The following is a 19,039-nucleotide window of genomic DNA, read 5'->3' on the forward strand; positions in this document are numbered from 1 at the left end:
ACTGGGCGTGATCGACCGGCGTGTCGTGTCCGCCGCGGCCTGATCGTTCCCGCGACGGCATGATCGACTTCGCGGTCAGCCGCGGTCAGGGAGTGGAGCGGGCGAGCCACCAGGCGAAGGCGAGCTGGAGCACGCCGACGAGGATCAGCCAGATTCCGGCGAACCAGACGAGGAAGACCAGGCTGGGCTCGGGAAACACCAGCAGGATGAGGCCGAACACGGCGTTCATCAGGCCGATGACGACGGCGACGGACCGTTCGCCGGGCGGGTTCTGGAAGGCGGCGACGATCTCGGCCACCCCGGCGACGATCCAGCCGATGCCGACGATCACGACGATGGTCCGGATCGATCCGGGCAGGTTGGCTGCGATCACGATGCCGGCGACGAGGTAGACGAGGCCGGTGAGGATGCGCCAGAGCCGGGCGCGCCCGGTGCGGTGCCCGGTGATTCCGGTGAGCATCCGGGCGAGACCGATGAGGAACAGCGCGATCGCCAGCAGCCAGCCGAAGACCTCCAGTGTCTGGCCGGGCCAGACCAGCAGGACGAGGCCGAGGACGATCGAGGTGACCGCGCCCGCCGGTGTGGCGCTGCGCCAGCCGCTGACCTGCGAAATCGTCATGCATCGACGGTACGGGCAGGCGGCGGCCCGGCGGGCGGAAATTCCCGGACACCAGATCCCACCGGCGCCCGGGCCGGAGTGGAATAGTCGCTGACATGACTCGTCCCTCTCTTTACGAGTACGCCGGTGGCGATTCCGCGCTGCGAGCGTTGGCCGCCGCCCACCATGAGCGGTGCCTGGCCGACCCGTGGCTGAACCATCCCTTCTCGCATCCCGGTCAGCACCCGGAGCACGTCGAACGGCTGGCCGCGTACTGGGCAGAAGTGCTCGGCGGACCGGCGACGTTCACCTCGTTCAGCGGCCATGCCCAGATGCTCGGCATCCATAGCGGCAACGAGGCCCCGGCCGAGATGGGCGATCGGTTCCACCAGTGCTTCGTGCTGGCGATGGACGACGCCCAGCTGCCTGACGATCCCGAGTTCCGAACTGCCATGGCGGCGTACATGAGATGGGCCGTCGACGAAGTGATGGGCTACATGGCCTGTGAGGCGAAGCCGCCCACCGCCGCGCCGATGCCGCGCTGGTCGTGGGACGGTCTGCAGGCGTGACCGATCCCGTCGCCGACCTGTACGCCCTGCCGCAGGCCGAGTTCACCGCCGCCCGGGACGCCGCGGCGAAGGCCGCCAAGGCGTCCGGTGACGCCGAGCTCGCCGCTCGAATCGGCAAACTGCGTAAGCCCAACGCGGTCGCGTGGCTGGCCAACCAGCTCGTTCGGCAGCGTCGCAAGGCGGTCGAGAAGCTCGTCGACCTCGGTGATCAGCTGCGTACGGCGACGGCGCAGCTCGACGGCGAGAAGCTGCGCCGGCTGTCGGCCCGGCAGCACGAAGTGGTCGCCGACCTGGTACGCCAGGCGCACGAACTCGCCGACCGGCCGGTGACCGACGCGACCGAACGCGGTCTGGAGCAGACCCTGCGATCGGCGTTGGCCGACCCGGCTGCCGCGGAGGAGCTGCTGGCCGGGCAGCTGTCCGAGGGGCTGGCCCGGATCGGGTTCACCGGGCTGCTGAGCGCCGTGCCCAGCGGCGAACCCGCCCGCCCGTTGAAGAGCGTGCCACGGACGAGCAAGTCGGAGTCCACAAGCGACAAAGCGGCCGAAGAAGCCGAAGCGGCCGAGCGCGAGGAGCAGGCGGAGAACAAGAAGCTGCGCAAGGCGGCCGAGGCCGCCCGGAAACGGGCCGAAGCCGATCTCGCCGACGCCGAGGCCACGCTGCGTACCGCACGGGACACAGTGGACGATCTCAAGCAGCGGCTCGACGCGGCGTACGAGGAACGGGCCGAGGCGGACCGTCAGGTGCAGGCCGCCCGGAAGCGGCTGCAGCAGGCCGACCGGGACGCCCGGCTGGCCGCCCGGGGGCTCACCGACGTCAGCGCCCGGGCCGCGAGCCGATGATCAGCGCCCGAGTCGCGAGCCGATGATCAGCGCCCGAGTCGCGAGCCGATGATCAGTGCGCGGGCTTCGGTCCGATGACCGTCGGCGGCTTGGCCCCGAGGAAGAAGATCCCGGGATAGGTCTCGAACCCGTCGCTGGGGTTACGCCGTAACGTCGAATGGTCGATCGTCATCGTCCCGGTGCGGTCGTTGCTCACGAAGAACACGGCTCCGCCGCCTTCCGCCGCCCGGTTGTCCTGGACGATGCTGCCCGCGATGGTCACGGTGAACCGGTCGCCGTCGGTGTAGATGGCACCGCCGCTGCCGCCGCCCGGCGTACCGGCGCGAGCGGGGTTGGCGCCCTTGCCGATCGCGCGGTTGTGCGTCAGCAGGCTGTTGAGGACGACCCACGAGACGCCGATGCTGCTCAGCGCGCCGCCGTTGGAGCAGACTCCGCCTTGCCCGGTCGCACCGCCGAAGGTGCTGCTCACGATGTACACCGGCTTGTCCTGATACTGGTCGAGCACGCGAAGTGCCGCCCCGCCCAGGTCCGGCCCGGTCGAGTCGCACTTGTTGCGGACGAACTTGGCGTTCACCACCTTCACCCGGCCGCCCCGGACGAAGATCGCGCCACCTCCGCCGCCCTCGGTCGTGTCCCCAGTGGAGTTGCCGTCGGCGAAGGTGAGGTTCTGTACCGTCAACTGCGGCGACGACTGGTCGTTGCAATGCGAGGTGGTCCACACCAGCGACTTGTCACACGTGTTCTGGTACAGAATCCGGCGCTTGCCGCCACCGCTCAGGGTCACGAGGCCGCCGCCGTCCAGCACCACTCGCGCGCTCGTGTTGCGTACCTTTGCAGTGCTCTTCATCGTGATCGTGACCGGATCGGGCCCGCAGGCGAAGGTGATGACGCCGCCCTTGGCCACCGCGGCGACCACCGCTTCCGAGGTGCAGCTCGCCGCGGTGCCGGTGCCGATCACCCGATCGGGCTTGCGAGTGTCGACCGCCTTCGCCTCGGCCGGAACCGGAGCCGTTCCCTTCGGATTGCCCGCGGTGAACGCGACGGCCGGCTTGGTCGGCGAGGGCGACACCGGCGGGGTGGCGGTCACCGTCCCGGCGGACGGAGTTCCGGTCGCGTCGACCCAGGTCGAGGCGGGGTCGGCCGAACCGCACCCGGCGACGAGCAGGCACACGAGGAGGGCGAGTCTGCGCACCTCCGGCATCCTACGAGGGGTACGCCCGGCGGAATGTGCCACGTTGCCGGGCCGCCGGGAGCGGGGCGAAAGTCGGCCGGATGATGTCCGGGTGGCCGGTGCTGGCGTCCCGCAGATCGGCGGTACCGTTGCGCGACCGCAGGCGGGCGGTATAGTCCGTCGCCGAGCCCACCGACGACCCCGCGGCGGGCTCGTGGCCGTTGGGAGGGTGGCGCGCAATGTCCCAGAACGAGGAGTCGTACCGCGGTGACGGGGCGTCCCGTCCGTCCTTCACGCAGGTGATGCGGGGGTACGACAAGCGCCAGGTCGACTACTACGTCGAGCAGGTGGCCGGTGACCTCACCCGGCTGTCAAGCGAGCGCGAACGGGCTTTCGACCAGGTCCAGCGGCTGAACAACCAGCTGCAGCAGGCCCGGGTGGAGCTGACCGAGCTGCACCAGCGGCCGCAGCAGCTGGAGCGCGCCTCGTTCGGCCACCTCGGCACCATGGTCGACCAGATCATCGGGCTGGCCGAGAAGCAGGCCGAGGCGATCGTCACCGCCGCCGCTCAGCGCGCGACCGATCACCAGGCCGAGGCGGACAAGACCGTCGCCGACGCCCGGGAGCTGGCCGACAAGATCCGGTCGGACGCCCAAGCCGCCCGGGAACAGGCCGATCAGGACGCGCAGGCGACCCACGAGCGCAGCCTCGAGGAGGCCGAGCAGGCCCGGACCGAGCTGCAGCAGGAGATCGAGGCCGTCCGCGCGCAGACGCAGCAGGAGCTGGCCGAGACGCGTACGGCGCATGAGGCCGACCTAGCCCGGCTGCGAAACGAGGCCGAGCAGAAGAATGCCGCGTTGCAAGCCGAAGCCCAGCAGTACGCGTCGGAACTGCGGCGCAAGGCGGGCGAGCAGAACGCGGCGCACCAGCAGCAGCTCGCCGCCGTGCAGCAGGAGATCGAGGTACGCCAGCAGGGGCTGGCCCAGCTCCAGGCCGCGTTGGACAATGCGCAGCAGCGCTTGGGCGAGGCGCGTCAGCAGGGTTCGGTCGCGGCGAACGAGCTGACCGAGTTGCAGCGTCGCCTGGTCGAGGTCAAGCAGGGGCTGTCGACCGAGTTGAACCGGCTCAACGAGGCCCGCCGGGAGGCCGACGCCACCGAGCGGCACGCCGAAGAGGTGCGGGCGCGGTTGCAGCGGGAGGCTAAGCGGATGGCCGACCGGGCGGCGCAGGCCGTCATGGCGGCCGCCGCGATGAGCGCGGAGACCGGCGAGTACCAGATGGTCGCGATGCGGCCCGACGGCACGACGATCCCGGTCGACGCGCCGCCCGCCGCCGAGTCCCCGGCCGCCGGCCCGGTCGACCTGCCGACGGCGGAGTCGCCGGTGGTGGCCGTGGCTCCCGAGGAGCACGTACGCGTCCCGGGTGGTGCCGAGCAGCGCGCGATGGAGCGGCCGCGCGTACCCGAGGGGAACCTGTTCGCCGAGCGCAACGGGCACGCACCGGTCGCACCGGAACGCAACGGACGCGATCGGCTCCTGTTCGACCGCGACGTGTTCGACGGGTTCACCCCGGCCGAGCCGGCCCGGCGGCCCGCCGAACCGCCCGTCGTGGAGGTCGTCCCCGAGTCGTCGAACCGGCCGGAACTGCCGCGGCGCAACGACCCGGCCCGCGCCGACGAACTGGCGGATCTGCGGGAGTCCGCTGCGGTCATCGAGGGGCTCGTGGACGAGGCCGAGGATCTCGAGGAGACCGTCGACGCCGAGCTGGCCGACGACGACCTCCCGGCCGACGAGAACGCGCCGGAGAGGGACGAGCTCGGCCGGCTGATCCCGGCCCAGCGCGGCGTCCCGTCCCACGTGGTCGCCGAGTAAACCGAGTACGCCGCGTAAGAAGAGACAACTGCGGGCGCGCCTCCGACCAGGGGACGCGCCCGTTCGGCGTACCGGCAGCGACTTATTTCGAAGCTTGACTTGATACTTTAATTAAGGTTTCCTAATATTTAGAGGCTTCTCGCTCAGACCGCCGGCCCCCACCGGCCCTCTGCGAAAGGGAACCTCGATGCCCACACCCGTCCCCTGGTGGCGCCGCTGCGTCACCGCAGCTCTCGCCGTCGCCACCGCGGCGGTGGTCACAACGGCAGTGGCCACCCCCGCCCACGCGGCATTCCCCGCCGGGTTCCGCAGCGTCGGCTACCTGCCGTCCTGGTCCGGCAGCGTCAACTCCGTCCAGTACGCGAAGCTGACGCACGTCAACTACGCCTTCGTGCTCCCGAACTCGAACGGCACGCTGGGCGCGGTCGACAACGCCTCGAAGCTGTCTTCGCTGGTGTCGCTGGCCCACGCCAACGGCGTCAAGGTGTCTATCTCGATCGGCGGCTGGAACGACGGCAACGACTCGGCGTTCGAGACGCTGGCCGGCAGCTCGACCGGCCGGACGACGTTCGTCAACAGCGTCGTCAGCCTCGTCAACCAGTACGCCCTCGACGGCGTCGACATCGACTGGGAGTACCCCGATCCCGGCACCTCGGCCACCAACTACACGCAGCTCATGGCACAGCTCAGCTCGGCGATGCACAGCCGGGGCAAGCTGCTCACGGCGGCGGTCGTCTCCGAAGGGTCGACGGCGTACGGGGTCGAGACGGCGGTCTTCGGCTCGGTGGACTGGCTGAACATCATGGCGTACGACGGGGGCAGTCCGCACGCCAACTACGACTGGTCGATCGCGGCGGCGAACTTCTGGAAGTCCCGGGGACTGCCCGCGTCGAAGACCGTGCTGGGCGTGCCGTTCTACAGCCGTCCCGGCTACTACACGTACGCCCAGCTCGTGGCGATGGATCCGGCCAACGCCAACCGCGACTGCACCACGGTCAGCGGCGTGCAGCAGTGCTACAACGGCATACCCACGATCAAGCGGAAGACGCAGTGGGCGGTCGCCAACGCAGGCGGCATCATGAACTGGGAGCTGTCGCAGGACACCACCGGTTCGACGTCGCTGGTCACCGCGATCTTCGACGCAGCGGGCGGCACGACCCCGCCACCGGCCGGGCGTACCGGGCCGATCACGGGCTACGGCGGCAAGTGCGTCGACGTGTCCGGTGCGGGGACCGCCAACGGCACCGCCATCCAGCTCTGGACGTGCAACGGCACCAACGCTCAACAGTGGACGGTCGGCTCGGACGGCACCATTCGCGCGCTGGGCAAGTGCATGGACGTGACCAGCGCGGGCACCGCCAACGGCACGCAGATCCAACTCTGGGACTGCAACGGCACCGGCGCGCAGTCGTGGCAGGCGCAGTCCAACGGAACGCTCGTCAACTCGAACTCCGGGAAGTGCCTCGACGCCACCGGGCCCAGCTCGGCCGACGGCACGCGGTTGCAGATCTGGACCTGCTACGCCTCCGCCAACCAGGTGTGGCAGCTGCCGTGAGAGACCGGGGATGGCGCGATCCTCAGGCGCGTCGGGGTCGCGCCATCCCCTTCCCGGGCTCAGCTCACCGGCTGTAGTTCCGACAACGGCTTCATTCGGCGTACCCCTTGACTCGTCGTGGCCGCGACTGCCGACAAGCCCATGAAAGCCGCGAAGACCAGCACCGTGGCCGGACCGCCCACCAGATGGACCAGCGTGCCGCCGAGCAGCGCGGACAGGCTGGCGAGGCTCGTGGCCAGCAGGAAGATCACGGACATCACGCGGCCCTGAAGCCGGTCCGGCGTGACCGCGGCCTGGTAGCCGAACAGCGCCGCGTTGCACGCGGGCCCGAGCATGATCGCGAGCGCGACCGGAATGCCGACCAGGACCGACCCGGTGAGCAGCGCGGCGCCGGCCAGCAGCGCGGTGCCGAGCCAGGTGATGCCGATGACGAGCGTTCGCATCGGCACGCGTCGAGACAACATCGGCGCGAGCAGCGCGCCGACCAGCAGACCGCCGCCCACGATGGTCTCGACCGTGCCGATCAGCGCGGGTGGCGTGCCCTGCTGCTGCAAGATCACGATCATGGCGAAGATGATGCCGTTGAACGCGAGGTTGATCGGCGGAGCGATGAGCAGGATCGCCCGCAGGAACGGCTCGGACAGCGTGAACTTGACGCCTTCGGCCAGCTCCTTGATCGGATGCTCGCGCGGCTCGGAGCGTTCCTGCTGCATCGGCTGGCGGATCAGCGAGACGCCGATGAACGACAGCAGGTAGGACAGCGCGTCGGTGAAGAACGGCAGGGCACGCGCGAGGCCGAACAACGCGCCTCCGATCGGCGGCCCGACCAGCGAGACAGCGGCCTGGCGTGCCTCGTTCCGCGCGGTCGCCTCCGGCACGCGGTCCAGCGGCACGACGTTGCGGACCGCGCCGAACTGCGAGTTCTCGTGGGCCACATGGAAAACCGTCGCAATCATGTTGATCGCCAAGATCCACGCCAGCGACACCCGGTCGCTCAGCACCAGCACGCCCAGCAACGTGTACGCCGAAAGCCGTACCGCGTCGGCGACGAGCATGAGCCGTTTCCGGTCGATGCGATCGGTCACGACACCGGCGGGGAGTTGGCAGGCGAGCCGGACGACCGCCGCCGACGTGCCGACGATGCCGGCCTGAATCGGCGATCCCGTCACCGCCAAGGTGAGCAGCGGCATCGCCAGCTGCGACATCGAACTGCCCAGGTCGGACAGCGCCTGACTGCTCCAGAGCAAGGTGAACGCGCGGTTGCGCCACAGGCTCGGCGGCTTGATCCCCGTTGTGTCGGACATTGGTGCATCCTGCGCCGCCGCGCGGATTCGATCAACCCCGTCGTCACTGACCTGCGCCGAAGCCGCAGACCTTCCAAACGCCCTTCTCGTCCACGAGGTCCACCCTGAAGGTGGTCGAGCCGAGGATCGGCACCGCGACCTTCACGTCGACCTCGGCCGACTTGCCGTCGACCCGGCCCTCCTGCGCCTGCAGCGTCACCAGGTCGTTGACGTGATACTTCGACAGATCCGTCGCGTTCTGCGGAGCCGCCTGCAACAGCCCGCACAGCTCCTTCTCGGCCGCCGCCTCGTTTCCGGCGACGACCGCGTCCAGGTAGCGCTGCGTCACCGTCTTCGGCGAATCACGGGGCGGTGGCTTCGCTTTCGTCGTCGCCTTCGCCGGTGTGGTGGGCGTCGGAGCCGGGGCCGGGCGGACGGCGTACCCGACGACGATGCCGATCGACAGCAGGATGATGCCGACCGCGCCGACGCCGGCGTACCACATGGCGCGGTTCGGCCGGTCGGCTTGCGCGCCCAGGGCTGGGATGGCGGTCACCGGCTCGACGGCCCGGGACGGCACCCGAGCAGCTCCGACGAAACGGTTCTCCGGTTCCTCCGGCATCGTCATGCCTCATATTGTGCTTCGCCGATGCTCTCTTCGCGGTTCATCTATTGGCTACTGGCGCGTGCCGGGTACGTTGCCTTCATGACCGTGCAGCCGTCCGCGCCCAGCACCGCTCGCATGATCGACTTCTGGCTCGGCGGATACGACCATTTCCCGGTCGACATCGCCGCCGCCGAAGCCTTCGAGCAGGCGTACGGCCCGTGCGCGGCGATCTTCCGATCGCTGCGCGCCTTCCTCGGCCGCACCGTGCGGTTCGTCGCCGACCAGGGGATCACCGACTTCGTGGTGTTCGGGGCAGGCATCCCCAGCCAGGGCAACGTGCACCAGATCGCCCCCGAGGCGACCGTCCTCTACACCGACGCCGATCCGAAGATCGTCGCGCACGGGTCAGCCCTGCTCGCGATGACGGACAACGCCCACTACATCGAGGCCGACGCCACCGCGCTGAGCGGCTTCGACCCCTCGGCGTACCTGCCCGGGTGGGGCAGCCGGCCGGTCGGCGTCATCTTCCTCGGCCTCGCCGCGTTCCTGGACGACGAGCAACTCTCCAGTGCACTGCGACAGCTGTACGCCGCCGTCGAACCGGGCAGCTTCCTCGTCGTCGACTTCGACGGACTCGAGCTCACGGCGTACCCGGAGGCGCTGGCCATGATGGGCCCGGGCTTCCACATGCGCGACCCCGCCGAGTTCGAGCGCCTGCTCGGCGACTGGCGGGTCGACGGCATCGTCCCCGTTGCGCAGTGGCACCCAGAAGGCGAACCGGAACCGGTGCCGGACGCCTTCTGGGGCGGGGTCGCCGTCAAACCCCGATGAAGTGACTCCGCAGGACTTCGGCGATCTCGTCGAGCGAGCGGTTGAGCGATTCGCCCTGGAGAATGATCGGCGTGCCGTACTGCTGGAGGTATTGGCGTGCGGATCTGCGCAACCAGGGTCGCGTGCGGCTGATCACCGATTCCGGGTCGGTCACGCGGATGAGCAGCACCGGTCGCTGGCTTGCGGTGGCAGTGTGGCTGCGGCCGATTCCGGCGATCTCCGCCTTGGCCAGCGTCGGCCCCATCAGGGGCAGCCGTACCCTTTCCTCCTCGACCGCCAGCACCGGTACGCGTAGCAGCGTGCTCGCGACGACCGGATAGCCGAACGCCAAGAAGATCATGGCTCCACCGACGGCGATAACCAGCCCGATGAACCGCTGGATGTCCTGGCCCCCCAGGAATTTCGCCACGCCCCAGCCGGCGGCGACGAGTCCCAGCAGCAGGAACGCCAGATAGGCCGCGTTGGGCCGCAGATGCACTCGCATCGGTCAGCCCACCGTTTCCCGCGAGCGCTCAAGTTCGTGCTGGGCGGCATAGACCACGTGATGCAACGGCTGGTCGAAGGGCTCTCCGAAGAACACGATCGGCGTGCCGTAGCGCTCGAGGTACGCCCGTCCCTGCCGCCGTAGCCAGAAATGCATCTGCCGTAGTACCGCCTCGTCGTCGACCGGGATCACTCGGAACAGGGTGATGTTCGAGCCGCCGGAGGTCTTCTCGCGATCGTCGACTTCGTCGACCTCGTCCCACGGCAACGCCACCCCGATGAGCGGGAACCGAATGCCCTCGCGATCGATGTGCACCGCCGGTACGCGGAACACGCTGCTCAGGATGGTCTGGGACGACATCCCGGCCAGGAACGCCAGAAGCACCACATTGATCACGGAGAACAGCCAGGCGTCGGTGCCGGGCAGAGTGGCGGAGAGAAACCAGACTGCGGCCGAGACTCCGGCGAACTTGAGAAGGACGCCAGGCAATGCCCAGCGAAGGCGAGCTACGTACGGCATCCGCGCATCGTAGGAGATCTTGGGTCTTCCCGGCTGCCCCTTTGCCAGCCGTCGGCGGTGCGGGACGTCGGCGGTCGCGCGTTGCGATCACCGGCGGTAAGTTCGGCGTTCATGAGACGTCTGACGACGATCGTTTCCCTCGTGGCGGTGGCCACTCTCACCACCTCCCTGATCCCCGGTTCCGCGTACGCCGCCGGGCGGCACCGGCCCGAGCCGGGCTGGCAGGACTTCGCGACCGGTTCCACGTCCAGTCTCCGGGGACTGTCCCCGGTCAGCGGCCGGATCGCCTGGGCCAGCGGCAGCGGCGGCGAAGTCCTGCGTACCGTGGATGGCGGGCGCACCTGGCAGCACGTCGGCCCGGCCGACGCCGCCGAACTGCAGTTCCGCGACATCCAGGCGTTCGACGCCGACCACGCCGTGATCCTGTCGATCGGCGAGGGCGCCGACTCCCGGATCTACGTCACCGCCGACGGCGGGACGAGCTGGACCGAGAGCTTCCGCAATGCCGAACCGGCGGCGTTCTACGACTGCCTGACGTTCTTCGATCACCGGCACGGCCTGGCGCTGTCCGACCCGGTCGACGGCCGGTTCCGGCTGCTGACCACGGACGACGGCGGGCGCAGCTGGTCGACCGCCCCGGGTGACGGTATGCCCGCCGCACTCGCCGGGGAGTTCGCGTTCGCCGCCAGCGGCACCTGCGTCGTGAGCACAGCCGGCCGGAACGCCTGGTTCGCCACCGGCGGCGGCGCGACCTCGCGCGTCTTCCGCTCGGCCGACCGGGGTCGCACGTGGACGGTCACCGACACGCCGATCCCCAGCGGGCCCAGTGCGGGCGTCTACTCCCTGGCCTTCCGCGATTCGCACAACGGCATCGCGGTCGGTGGCGACTACGCCGCCCCGACCTCGGCTCCGAACGGCGCGGCGTGGACGGCCGACGGCGGGCGTACCTGGGTCGCGGCCGAAGGCGTACCGGGGGAGTATCGATCCGGCGCGGCCTGGACGAAGCTGCCCGGCGTCGCCATCGCGGTCGGTCCGACCGGCAGCGACATCACCTGGGATGGCGGCCGCAGCTGGCACCGGTTCGAGACCGGGAGTCTGCACGGCGTCCAGTGCACCGACGACGGCGCCTGCTGGGCCTCCGGGGCGGACGGGCGGATCGCCCGCCTCACGCTGCGCTAGCGCTGTTGCCCTCCTTTGGCGCTGGATCAGGGTTCTCGGTCGAATCTTGACCCAAGATTCGACCCCGAACCCTGATCCAGCGCGCTCACTGCTGTGGGGCGGGCGGGTGGCCGCCGTCGCCGTCGACCTTGATGTCCATGGTGCCGTCCTGATCGAGGTCCACCATGGTGAGCTCGACCTCGCCGTCTCCGTCCACATCGGACTGAAATAGGTCGGGCTTGCCGTCGCCGTCGGTGTCGATCGCCCACAGGTCCGGCTTGCCGTCCCCGTTGGTGTCCAGGGCGAGGATTTCGTCGTGGCCGTCGCCGCGGGTCGGAACTACCTGGTCTTCGGTCATGCCGTAGGGCGTACCCGGTTCGGCGTCGCACCCAAACGCGCCACGTCTGCTGACGTGCAGACCGGTGGCGGCGTACGCGGGTTCGGCGATCATGGTGGCGGACGATACGAGGGCGAGCAGGACGGCGCTCGCCAGGGCGACACGTTTCAGGTGTGCCTCGACCTTTCCTGGGCGGGACCTAGCCGGGCGGTGGGAGATCAGGCAAGGGGAGGGCAATGCCGATTCAGTCTGGTATGGGAGCGCTCCCGGGACAAGAACTCGTCGATGCCCCGATCCGCCGGATCACGGTTACGCAGGCTGAAACCCGGCGGGAAGGCCTGCGTATCCGTGATCTGCAGGGAACTAGAGGACGGCCCGGAGGTGGGCGAGGACCTGAGCGGTCACGGCGGTGTAGTCGCGAAGATCCCGCGACGTCCGGGCCAGCATGAGCGCACCTTCGGACGCGGCGATGACGAGGGCGGCCAGGGATCGGGCGGTCTCCGGGTCGCAGCCTTCGGACAGCAGCGACCGCTCGACGATGCGCCGCCAGTCTGCGAACGCCTCGGCCACGACCTCGCGCAGCGGCTCGTCACCGGACATGTCCAACGCGACGCTGCCGATCGGGCAGCCGCCACGGAAATCTGACTTCTTCAACCACGCGGCGGTCGCGGCGAAGTAGCCCGCGACGGCTTCCACCGTTGGGCCGTCAGCCGTTCCGGCCGCCATCACGTCTCGCGTGCGTCCGGCGTACCAGCGCAGTGCCTCGGCCGCGAGCTGCTCCTTGCCGCCGGGGAAGTGATGGTAAATCGACCCGCGCGGCGCCCCGGAGCGCGCGAGGACGTCCTGGAACGAGGTGGCCGCGTAGCCGCGTTCGCCGAACAGGAACGCGGCGGTCTTGATCATCTTTTCGCGGCTGTCGGTCGTCATCTCGCTCCCCTTGACTATGACGGCCATCATAGCGCACGATCCGATTATGATGCTCGACATAGAACCGGTGGTGCTGGCGATTCGCGAGGCGACCGCCGCCGATCTGGACGACGTCCTCGCGATGCATCGCCGCTGCTCGCGCGAGAGTCTCTACCGCCGCTACGTCTCGGGTGTGGGCACGCCGCCGGCTGCGCTGCTCGCGAGGTTGCTGGCGGCGGGCACGGTCGTCGCGATCGCGGCCGGGGGTCCGGACGACGGGCGGCTCGTGGGCATGGCCAGCCTCGTGGGCGACCCGGCCGAGGCTGCGATCCTGGTCGAGGACGCGTGGCAGCGCCGCGGCGTGGGGACTCGGCTTGCGCGCCGGCTGGCCGGCACTGTCCGCGGAAAGATCCTGGTCCATGTGCTTGCGGGCAACCAGCCGGCCGGGCGAACCATTCGCCGTCTTCAATCAGAGGGTACGCTCAGCGCAGCGACCTTCGTCGAGCGAGACGGTCCGCTGCTGACCTGGGCCCTGGAAAAGTGAACGCCGCCGGGGGGTGTCCCGGCGGCGTCCAGTGAGCGTCCTTAGTGGACTGGGATCGGCGGGGGAGTCTCGCTCTGCTCCTGGGCCAGCCGGTCGGTGCCGCTCAGCGTGTGCAGCGGCTTCTCCTTGATGAAGAGCACAGTCAGCAGTGCGAGCACGGCGAACGGCGTACCGATGAGGAACAGGTCGGCCGTGGCGTCGCCGTAGATCTGCTGCACGATCTGCAGGATCGCGGGGTCGAGCGTCTTCAGGTCAGGCACGGCGGCGGTGCCGCCACCGGTCGCCATCGGCCCGAACTTCTCGGTGAACATGTCGGTGACCCGGTTGGCGAGGACCGCGCCGAGCGCGCTGACGCCGATCGCCCCACCCATGCTCCGGAAGAACGTCAGCACCGAAGTGGTCGCGCCCAGATCCTGCGCGGGCACGTCGTTCTGGGCGGCCAGCACGAGGTTCTGCATGAGCATGCCGACGCCGATGCCCAGCACCGCCATGTACGCCGACAGCACGACGACGTGCGTGTGCGCGTCGATCCGGCTGAGCAGCAGCATGCCGACGGTCATCACGAGGCCCCCGGCGACGAGGAAGATCTTCCAGCGGCCGTACTTGGTGATCAGCTGACCGGCGATGGTCGACGAGACGAGCAGGCCGAAGATCATCGGCAGGCTCATCAGGCCGGCGACCGTCGGCGACTTGCCGAGCGAGATCTGGAAGTACTGAGAGAGGAACACCGTGCCGCCGAACATCGCGACACCGACGAAGATGCTCGTCAGGACGGTCAACGTGACGGTGCGGTGCCGGAAGATGCCCAGCGGGATGATCGGCTCGGTCGCCTTCGCCTCGACGAGGACCGCCAAGGCCAGCAGGATCACGCCGATCGCGACGAGCAGCGCCGTCCAGCCGGAAGCCCACGCGAACTTCTGCCCGGCCAGGGTCGACCAGATCAGCAGGGTGGACACACCGGCGATGATCAGCAGCGCACCGAGATAGTCGATCTTCACCCGGCGGCGTACGACCGGCAGGTGCAACGTCTTCTGGAGCAGGACGATCGCGGTCAGGGTGAACGGGACGCCGATGAGGAAGCACCAGCGCCAGCCGAGCCACGAGGTGTCCACCAATACGCCGCCGATCAGCGGGCCGGCGATGGTGCCGATGCCGAAGACCGCGCCGAAGATGCCGGAGTACCGGCCGAGCTCGCGCGGCGGGATCATGGCCGCCATCACGATCATGGCGAGCGCCGTCATGCCGCCCGCGCCGACCCCTTGAACCGCCCGGCTGACGAGGAGGGTTTCGACGTTCTGGGCCGAGCCCGCGATGATCGAGCCGACCACGAACAGGCCGAGCGACAGCTGAATGAGCAGCTTCTTGCTGTAGAGGTCGGCCATCTTGCCCCACAGCGGGACGGTGGCCGTCATCGCGAGCAACTCGGTGGTGACGATCCAGGTGTAGACCGACTGGCTGCCGTGCAGGTCGGCGATGATGCGGGGGAGAGCGTTCGACACGATCGTGGAGGCCAGGATCGAGACGAACATGCCCAGCATGAGGCCGGACAGCGCCTGCAGCACCTCGCGGCGTGACATCGCCTGCGGCGCGGAGCCCGTCTCCGCGGGTTCCGCGGGCGCGGTGGTGGTGGTCATCTTGTTCCTTCTACTTGTTGCGGGGGTCAGCCAGCCCGTTGGCCAGGGCTGCGAAAGCTTCGCCGACATAGGCGTCCAGCGGCCGGGAGCCGTCGCCGGCCGCCCAGCGCTGCATCGCCGCGCGGAAGGCGGCGCCGGCCACTCCGATCACGAGGGCGGGATATCCGTCGGCCGGTACGCCGACGTGCCGGCCGATGATCTCGGCGGCTTGTTGTCCGGTCTTGACGCTGGTGGCGATGAGCCGGGGCAGCAGCGACGGGCTGCGCTCGATCGCGGCCAGCCGCAGCAGCCAGCGCTCGCGCTCGGCCTCCATCTCGGCGATGATCCGGGCGAGGGAGGCGTGCACCGCAGCGAGCACGGGCAGCTCGGTGAGCAGCTCTTCCAGCCGCCGTTGCATCTCTTCGGCCGCCCCGGCGTTGTCCTCGAGAACGGCGTCGTCCTTGGCGGGGAAGTAGTTGAAGAACGTACGCGACGAGACGCCGACTTCGGCGCAGATCTCCTCGACGGTGACGTGCTCGAGACCCCGTTCGGCAGCCAGGCGCAGCGTCACGGTGAGCAGCGCCTCGCGAGTCTGCTGCTTCTTGAGATCGCGACGGCCCAGCGACGGCTTCGGCGGGGTGGTGGACACCCCGCCGAAGCTACAAGTGATCTTTCAGTCTCTGCAAAGTCATTACCGGTGACGCGCGGCACACTTCACAGCTTGGCGAGGTACGCCTCCAGCGCCTCGTAGGACTGGCGCGCGCCCGTCTCCATGCCGGAGGCGATCATGCCGTCCCGGTCCTCCTGGCTGGTGAAGACCGACGTGGTGGTGACAAGCGTCTTGCCGTCCTGCTCGGTGAGCACCATCGTGTCGGTGGCGATGTGGCCGGGCAGGCCCTCCCATTCGAAGGTCTGCACCACCTTCTCGTTCGGCACCAACTCCAGGATCTCGCCGCGGAACGCCTCGTCGCCCTCGGGCGAGTGCTCGACGAAGCGGTAACGGCCGCCGACGCGTACGTCGATCTCGATAGTCATCGGGTTGCCCCGGCCCCACCAGTGCTTGAGGTGCTCGGCGTCGGTGAACGCGGCCCACACCAGTTCGCGGGGCGCGTCGAAGACGCGGGTCATCACGATCTCGCGGTCGCCGCGCGGGGTCACCTGGAAAACCTGGGTCTCGGACATCTCACTTCTCCTTCGGCGTACTCGGTGCCTTGTGGGTTTTCTGTTGCAGGTCGCGCAGGTAGTCGTCGAGCCGGTCGTACCGCTCCTCCCAGAAGCGCCGATAGGTCTCGGCCCACTCCGTGACGCCCCGCAACGGGGCCGCCTCGAGCCGGCAGGGCCGCCACTGCGCGTCGCGCCCCCGGGTGATCAACCCGGCCTGCTCCAGCACCTTCAGATGCTTGGAGACCGCCTGGAGGCTGATCGGGAACGGCTCGGCCAGCTGGTTCACGGTCGCGTCGCCCTCGGCGAGCCGGGCGAGGATGGCCCGTCTCGTCGGGTCGGCGAGCGCCGCGAACACCGTGCTGAGCTGATCCACTCTGACCACCTTATTCAACCAACCGGTTAATCAACCGATGAGTTGAGTATGTGGCTGGGGCGTACGCCTGTCAAGCGGATCGGCGGAATTCGTCCCGTTCGCCGCGACGGGAGGCGCAACTCTCGATAGGTTGGCGGGGTGACCGAGGTGCCGGACGCCGACCGCCAGGAACAGGACCTTCCCGTCGTCTTCGATGACGAGGACGAGCAGCCCGTCGAGCCCGAGATCGGCGACGACGTCCCCGAGGCCGACGCCGTCGAGCAGGCCCGCGCCGTCCCGCTGGACGACGACTACGAATAGCGCTGTCACATTCGCGCTTCCCCGTCCGTCAACGTGACGAACGGATGAGGAGAGAATGTGATCATGAACGACACCGAATGGCTCGCCGGCGAGTTCGAGGGACACCGCTCGCACCTGCGTGCAGTCGCGTACCGCATGCTCGGCTCGTTGACCGAGGCCGACGACGCGGTGCAGGAGGCCTGGATCCGGCTGAGCCGGTCGGACGCCGATGAGGTCCGCAACCTGGGCGGCTGGCTGACCACCGTGGTCGGGCGAGTGTGCCTGGACATGCTGCGCTCGCGGACCTCGCGGCGTGAGGAGTCGCTGGACGTGCACGTGCCCGACCCGATCGTGGGCCCGGCGGACGGCGTCGATCCCGAGCAGGAGGCGATGCTCGCCGACTCGGTCGGGCTGGCTTTGCAAGTCGTGCTCGACACGCTGACCCCGGCCGAGCGGCTGGCCTTCGTGCTGCACGACATGTTCGCCCTGCCGTTCGACGACATCGCCCCGATCGTCGGCCGTGCTCCGGACGCCACGCGGCAACTCGCCAGCCGTGCTCGGCGGCGGGTGCAGGGCGGCGCGCCCGTGCCCGACCGCGACCTCGGCCGCCAGCGGGAGGTCGTCGACGCCTTCCTGGCCGCCTCGCGGGCCGGCGACTTCGAGGCGCTGGTCGCCGTGCTCGACCCCGACGTCGTGCTGCGGGCCGACTACGGCGCGGCTCCGTTCGACGTCGCGCGGCTGGTACGCGGAGCCGAGGCGGTCGCCCGGCAGGCGCTCATGTTCTCGAAGATGGCCCAGTACGCCCGCCCGGCCCTGGTCAACGGCGCGATCGGCGTGATCAACATCCCGCCGTCGGGTCAGGTCTACGGCGTCATGGGCATGACCGTCGCCGACGGCCGGATCGTCGCCATCGACATCCTCGCCGACCCCGAGCGGCTCGCCACACTGGACGTCTCCGACCTCGCCTGAAAAAGTTCGGCGGGGATTGTCGTCTCCGGCGAGTCTCGTCCGACGCCTTGATGAAGACTCATCACTGGAGGAGATCAAGATGACGAACCCGCTGAACCCGGCACTGAACGACGCGATGGCCGGCCGAGTGGCCCGAGGAGAGCTGCCCGGCCTGGTCACGGTGCTGGCGTACGGGGACGACGTCGAGGTGACGGCGCTGGGCGAGCTGTCCTTCGGCGGTACGCCGATGCGCCGGGACACGATCTTCCGGATCGCGTCGCTGACCAAACCGGTGCTGGCGGCGGCCACGATGCTGCTGGTCGAGGACGGCACGCTCGCCTTGGACGAGCCGGTCGACCGGGTGCTCCCCGAGCTGGCCGACCGGCAGGTGCTGCGTACGGTCGACGGGGCACTCGACGACACCGTCCCGGCCGAGCGGCCGATCACGGTCGAGGACCTGCTGACCTTCCGGCTCGGCCACGGGATGATCACCGAGCCTTCGTTCCAGCCCGCGTACCCGGTGATCACGGCGGCTCGGGAGAAGCAGCTCGTGCTGGACGTGCCCGATCCGCGTACGCCGCTCGACCCGGACGAGTGGATCCGGCGGTTCAGCGAACTGCCCCTGATGGATCAGCCCGGTACGCGCTGGCGCTACAACACGGGGACTCTGGTGCTCGGCGTACTGCTCGCCCGGGCGGCCGAGAAGCCGTTGGAGGAGGTCCTCGCCGAGCGGCTCTTCCGGCCGCTGGGCATGTCCGACACCGGATTCTGGCTGCCGGCGGAGAAAGCCGACCGCATCCCGGCGTACTACATGAGCGATCTGCAGGGCGGGCCGGTGCAGGAATCACCGTCCTCGCCGGCGATCGAGTGGACCCGTCCACCGGCGTTCCCGTCGGGGTCGTCCGGGCTGCTGTCGACGGCCGACGACTGCCTGGCCTTCGCCCAGATGCTGCGGCGTGACGGCGACGGTCTGCTCTCGTCCGACTCCGTACGCCGGATGACGTCGAACCAGCTGACCGGCGAGCAACTCGGCTCGGCCGGAATGCTGCTCGGCGGACGAGGCTGGGGGTACGGGATGTCGGTCACCGTGGCGGCCGACGACTTCACCGATGTTCCCGGCCGCTACGGCTGGGAGGGTGGCTACGGCACGGTCTGGTTCACCGATCCGCATCGGGATCTGATCGCCATCGCGCTGACCCAGGTCTCGGACTTCCTGTTCACCGGCGGCGCGGCCGAGTTCACCCGGCTCGCGTACGCCCGCTGAGTCCTGGAAAGCTGGATGCCGCACGAGCGACGCGGGGGGTCGTCGCCCGTGCGGCAGATCCTCGGGCGTGGGGGTGCGACTCACGCCGAGGACTTACTCGCCCGCCGGACCGAGATGCCCGAT

The 19,039-nt window shown here is 69.4% G+C and carries 22 protein-coding genes; 10 read left to right on the forward strand and 12 right to left on the reverse strand.

The features are described 5' to 3' along the window. Positions 1-85 precede the first annotated feature (85 nt). Complete coding sequence (locus HOV77_RS28800) at positions 86-619, reverse strand: DUF308 domain-containing protein (protein ID WP_290867573.1); 534 nt, start codon at positions 617-619, stop codon at positions 86-88. A 95-nt stretch (positions 620-714) separates the two neighbouring features. Between HOV77_RS28800 and HOV77_RS28805 the strand changes: the two genes are divergently transcribed. Then, entirely contained in the window at positions 715-1,167 is a 453-nt protein-coding gene (locus HOV77_RS28805) for an oxidoreductase (protein WP_290867576.1), read from the forward strand. Beyond that, a complete protein-coding gene (locus HOV77_RS28810) occupies positions 1,164-2,009 on the forward strand; it encodes a hypothetical protein (RefSeq protein WP_290867579.1) in 846 nt (281 codons plus the stop codon). Before HOV77_RS28805 ends, HOV77_RS28810 begins: the two co-directional genes overlap by 4 nt. Positions 2,010-2,061: 52 nt before the next feature. On the opposite strand, the gene HOV77_RS28815 is transcribed toward HOV77_RS28810, so the two are convergent. Continuing rightward, on the reverse strand, positions 2,062-3,201 hold the full coding sequence (locus HOV77_RS28815; protein ID WP_290867581.1) for a hypothetical protein: 1,140 nt from the start codon (positions 3,199-3,201) through the stop codon (positions 2,062-2,064). A 218-nt stretch (positions 3,202-3,419) separates the two neighbouring features. Between HOV77_RS28815 and HOV77_RS28820 the strand changes: the two genes are divergently transcribed. Both HOV77_RS28820 and HOV77_RS28825 read left to right on the forward strand, forming a co-directional pair. Then, positions 3,420-5,051 carry a DivIVA domain-containing protein gene (locus HOV77_RS28820; protein WP_290867584.1) on the forward strand — a complete coding sequence of 544 codons (1,632 nt, stop codon included), beginning with the start codon at positions 3,420-3,422 and terminating at the stop codon, positions 5,049-5,051. Positions 5,052-5,238: 187 nt separating this feature from the next. Next, on the forward strand, positions 5,239-6,606 hold the full coding sequence (locus HOV77_RS28825; RefSeq protein ID WP_290867587.1) for a glycosyl hydrolase family 18 protein: 1,368 nt from the start codon (positions 5,239-5,241) through the stop codon (positions 6,604-6,606). Between the two features lie 59 nt (positions 6,607-6,665). Here HOV77_RS28825 and HOV77_RS28830 read toward each other — a convergent pair whose 3' ends face one another. Together HOV77_RS28830 and HOV77_RS28835 are read right to left on the reverse strand one after the other, a co-directional pair. Then, positions 6,666-7,910, reverse strand: coding sequence for an MFS transporter (locus HOV77_RS28830; protein ID WP_290867590.1), 1,245 nt, complete (start codon positions 7,908-7,910; stop codon positions 6,666-6,668). 43 nt (positions 7,911-7,953) lie between these two features. Next, positions 7,954-8,517, reverse strand: coding sequence for a hypothetical protein (locus HOV77_RS28835; protein ID WP_290867593.1), 564 nt, complete (start codon positions 8,515-8,517; stop codon positions 7,954-7,956). A 78-nt stretch (positions 8,518-8,595) separates the two neighbouring features. Between HOV77_RS28835 and HOV77_RS28840 the strand changes: the two genes are divergently transcribed. Beyond that, entirely contained in the window at positions 8,596-9,327 is a 732-nt protein-coding gene (locus tag HOV77_RS28840) for an SAM-dependent methyltransferase (protein ID WP_290867596.1), read from the forward strand. Here HOV77_RS28840 and HOV77_RS28845 read toward each other — a convergent pair. Together HOV77_RS28845 and HOV77_RS28850 are read right to left on the reverse strand one after the other, a co-directional pair. Continuing rightward, positions 9,314-9,811, reverse strand: coding sequence for a hypothetical protein (locus HOV77_RS28845; RefSeq protein ID WP_290867599.1), 498 nt, complete (start codon positions 9,809-9,811; stop codon positions 9,314-9,316). The genes HOV77_RS28840 and HOV77_RS28845 overlap by 14 nt on opposite strands. Positions 9,812-9,814: 3 nt before the next feature. Next, entirely contained in the window at positions 9,815-10,330 is a 516-nt protein-coding gene (locus tag HOV77_RS28850; RefSeq protein WP_290867602.1) for a hypothetical protein, read from the reverse strand. A gap of 111 nt (positions 10,331-10,441) precedes the next feature. On the opposite strand from HOV77_RS28850, the gene HOV77_RS28855 reads away from it, so the two are divergent. Then, complete coding sequence (locus HOV77_RS28855) at positions 10,442-11,509, forward strand: oxidoreductase (protein WP_290867604.1); 1,068 nt, start codon at positions 10,442-10,444, stop codon at positions 11,507-11,509. Between the two features lie 85 nt (positions 11,510-11,594). On the opposite strand, the gene HOV77_RS28860 is transcribed toward HOV77_RS28855, so the two are convergent. Continuing rightward, complete coding sequence (locus tag HOV77_RS28860; protein ID WP_290867669.1) at positions 11,595-11,846, reverse strand: hypothetical protein; 252 nt, start codon at positions 11,844-11,846, stop codon at positions 11,595-11,597. 342 nt (positions 11,847-12,188) lie between these two features. After that, a complete protein-coding gene (locus HOV77_RS28865; protein WP_290867607.1) occupies positions 12,189-12,752 on the reverse strand; it encodes a TetR/AcrR family transcriptional regulator in 564 nt (187 codons plus the stop codon). Positions 12,753-12,798: 46 nt separating this feature from the next. On the opposite strand from HOV77_RS28865, the gene HOV77_RS28870 reads away from it, so the two are divergent. Next, the gene (locus HOV77_RS28870; RefSeq protein ID WP_290867610.1) at positions 12,799-13,275 is read left to right on the forward strand and encodes a GNAT family N-acetyltransferase; all 477 of its coding nucleotides are present in this window, start codon (positions 12,799-12,801) and stop codon (positions 13,273-13,275) included. A 41-nt stretch (positions 13,276-13,316) separates the two neighbouring features. Here the strand turns inward: HOV77_RS28870 and HOV77_RS28875 are convergent, their stop codons facing one another. From HOV77_RS28875 to HOV77_RS28890, 4 genes are all read right to left on the reverse strand, one after another. Continuing rightward, positions 13,317-14,909, reverse strand: coding sequence for an MDR family MFS transporter (locus HOV77_RS28875; protein WP_290867612.1), 1,593 nt, complete (start codon positions 14,907-14,909; stop codon positions 13,317-13,319). Between the two features lie 10 nt (positions 14,910-14,919). Next, positions 14,920-15,537: a TetR family transcriptional regulator gene (locus HOV77_RS28880; RefSeq protein ID WP_290867615.1), complete on the reverse strand. Its 618-nt coding sequence runs from the start codon at positions 15,535-15,537 to the stop codon at positions 14,920-14,922. A gap of 65 nt (positions 15,538-15,602) precedes the next feature. Next, positions 15,603-16,070 (reverse strand): SRPBCC family protein, encoded by a 468-nt coding sequence (locus HOV77_RS28885; protein WP_290867617.1) that lies wholly within the window; start codon positions 16,068-16,070, stop codon positions 15,603-15,605. A gap of 1 nt (position 16,071) precedes the next feature. Then, positions 16,072-16,425, reverse strand: coding sequence for a metalloregulator ArsR/SmtB family transcription factor (locus HOV77_RS28890; protein WP_290867620.1), 354 nt, complete (start codon positions 16,423-16,425; stop codon positions 16,072-16,074). Positions 16,426-16,563: 138 nt separating this feature from the next. Between HOV77_RS28890 and HOV77_RS28895 the strand changes: the two genes are divergently transcribed. The 3 genes from HOV77_RS28895 to HOV77_RS28905 all read left to right on the forward strand — a co-directional run bounded on the left by HOV77_RS28895 (position 16,564) and on the right by HOV77_RS28905 (position 18,916). After that, complete coding sequence (locus HOV77_RS28895; RefSeq protein ID WP_290867623.1) at positions 16,564-16,725, forward strand: hypothetical protein; 162 nt, start codon at positions 16,564-16,566, stop codon at positions 16,723-16,725. Positions 16,726-16,788: 63 nt separating this feature from the next. After that, positions 16,789-17,673: an RNA polymerase sigma factor SigJ gene (sigJ, locus tag HOV77_RS28900; protein WP_290867626.1), complete on the forward strand. Its 885-nt coding sequence runs from the start codon at positions 16,789-16,791 to the stop codon at positions 17,671-17,673. Positions 17,674-17,752: 79 nt separating this feature from the next. After that, positions 17,753-18,916, forward strand: coding sequence for a serine hydrolase domain-containing protein (locus HOV77_RS28905; RefSeq protein WP_290867629.1), 1,164 nt, complete (start codon positions 17,753-17,755; stop codon positions 18,914-18,916). Positions 18,917-19,039: the final 123 nt, after the last annotated feature.

The sequence above is a fragment of the Hamadaea sp. genome (assembly GCF_013362815.1).
Classification (GTDB): Bacteria; Actinomycetota; Actinomycetes; order Mycobacteriales; family Micromonosporaceae; genus Hamadaea.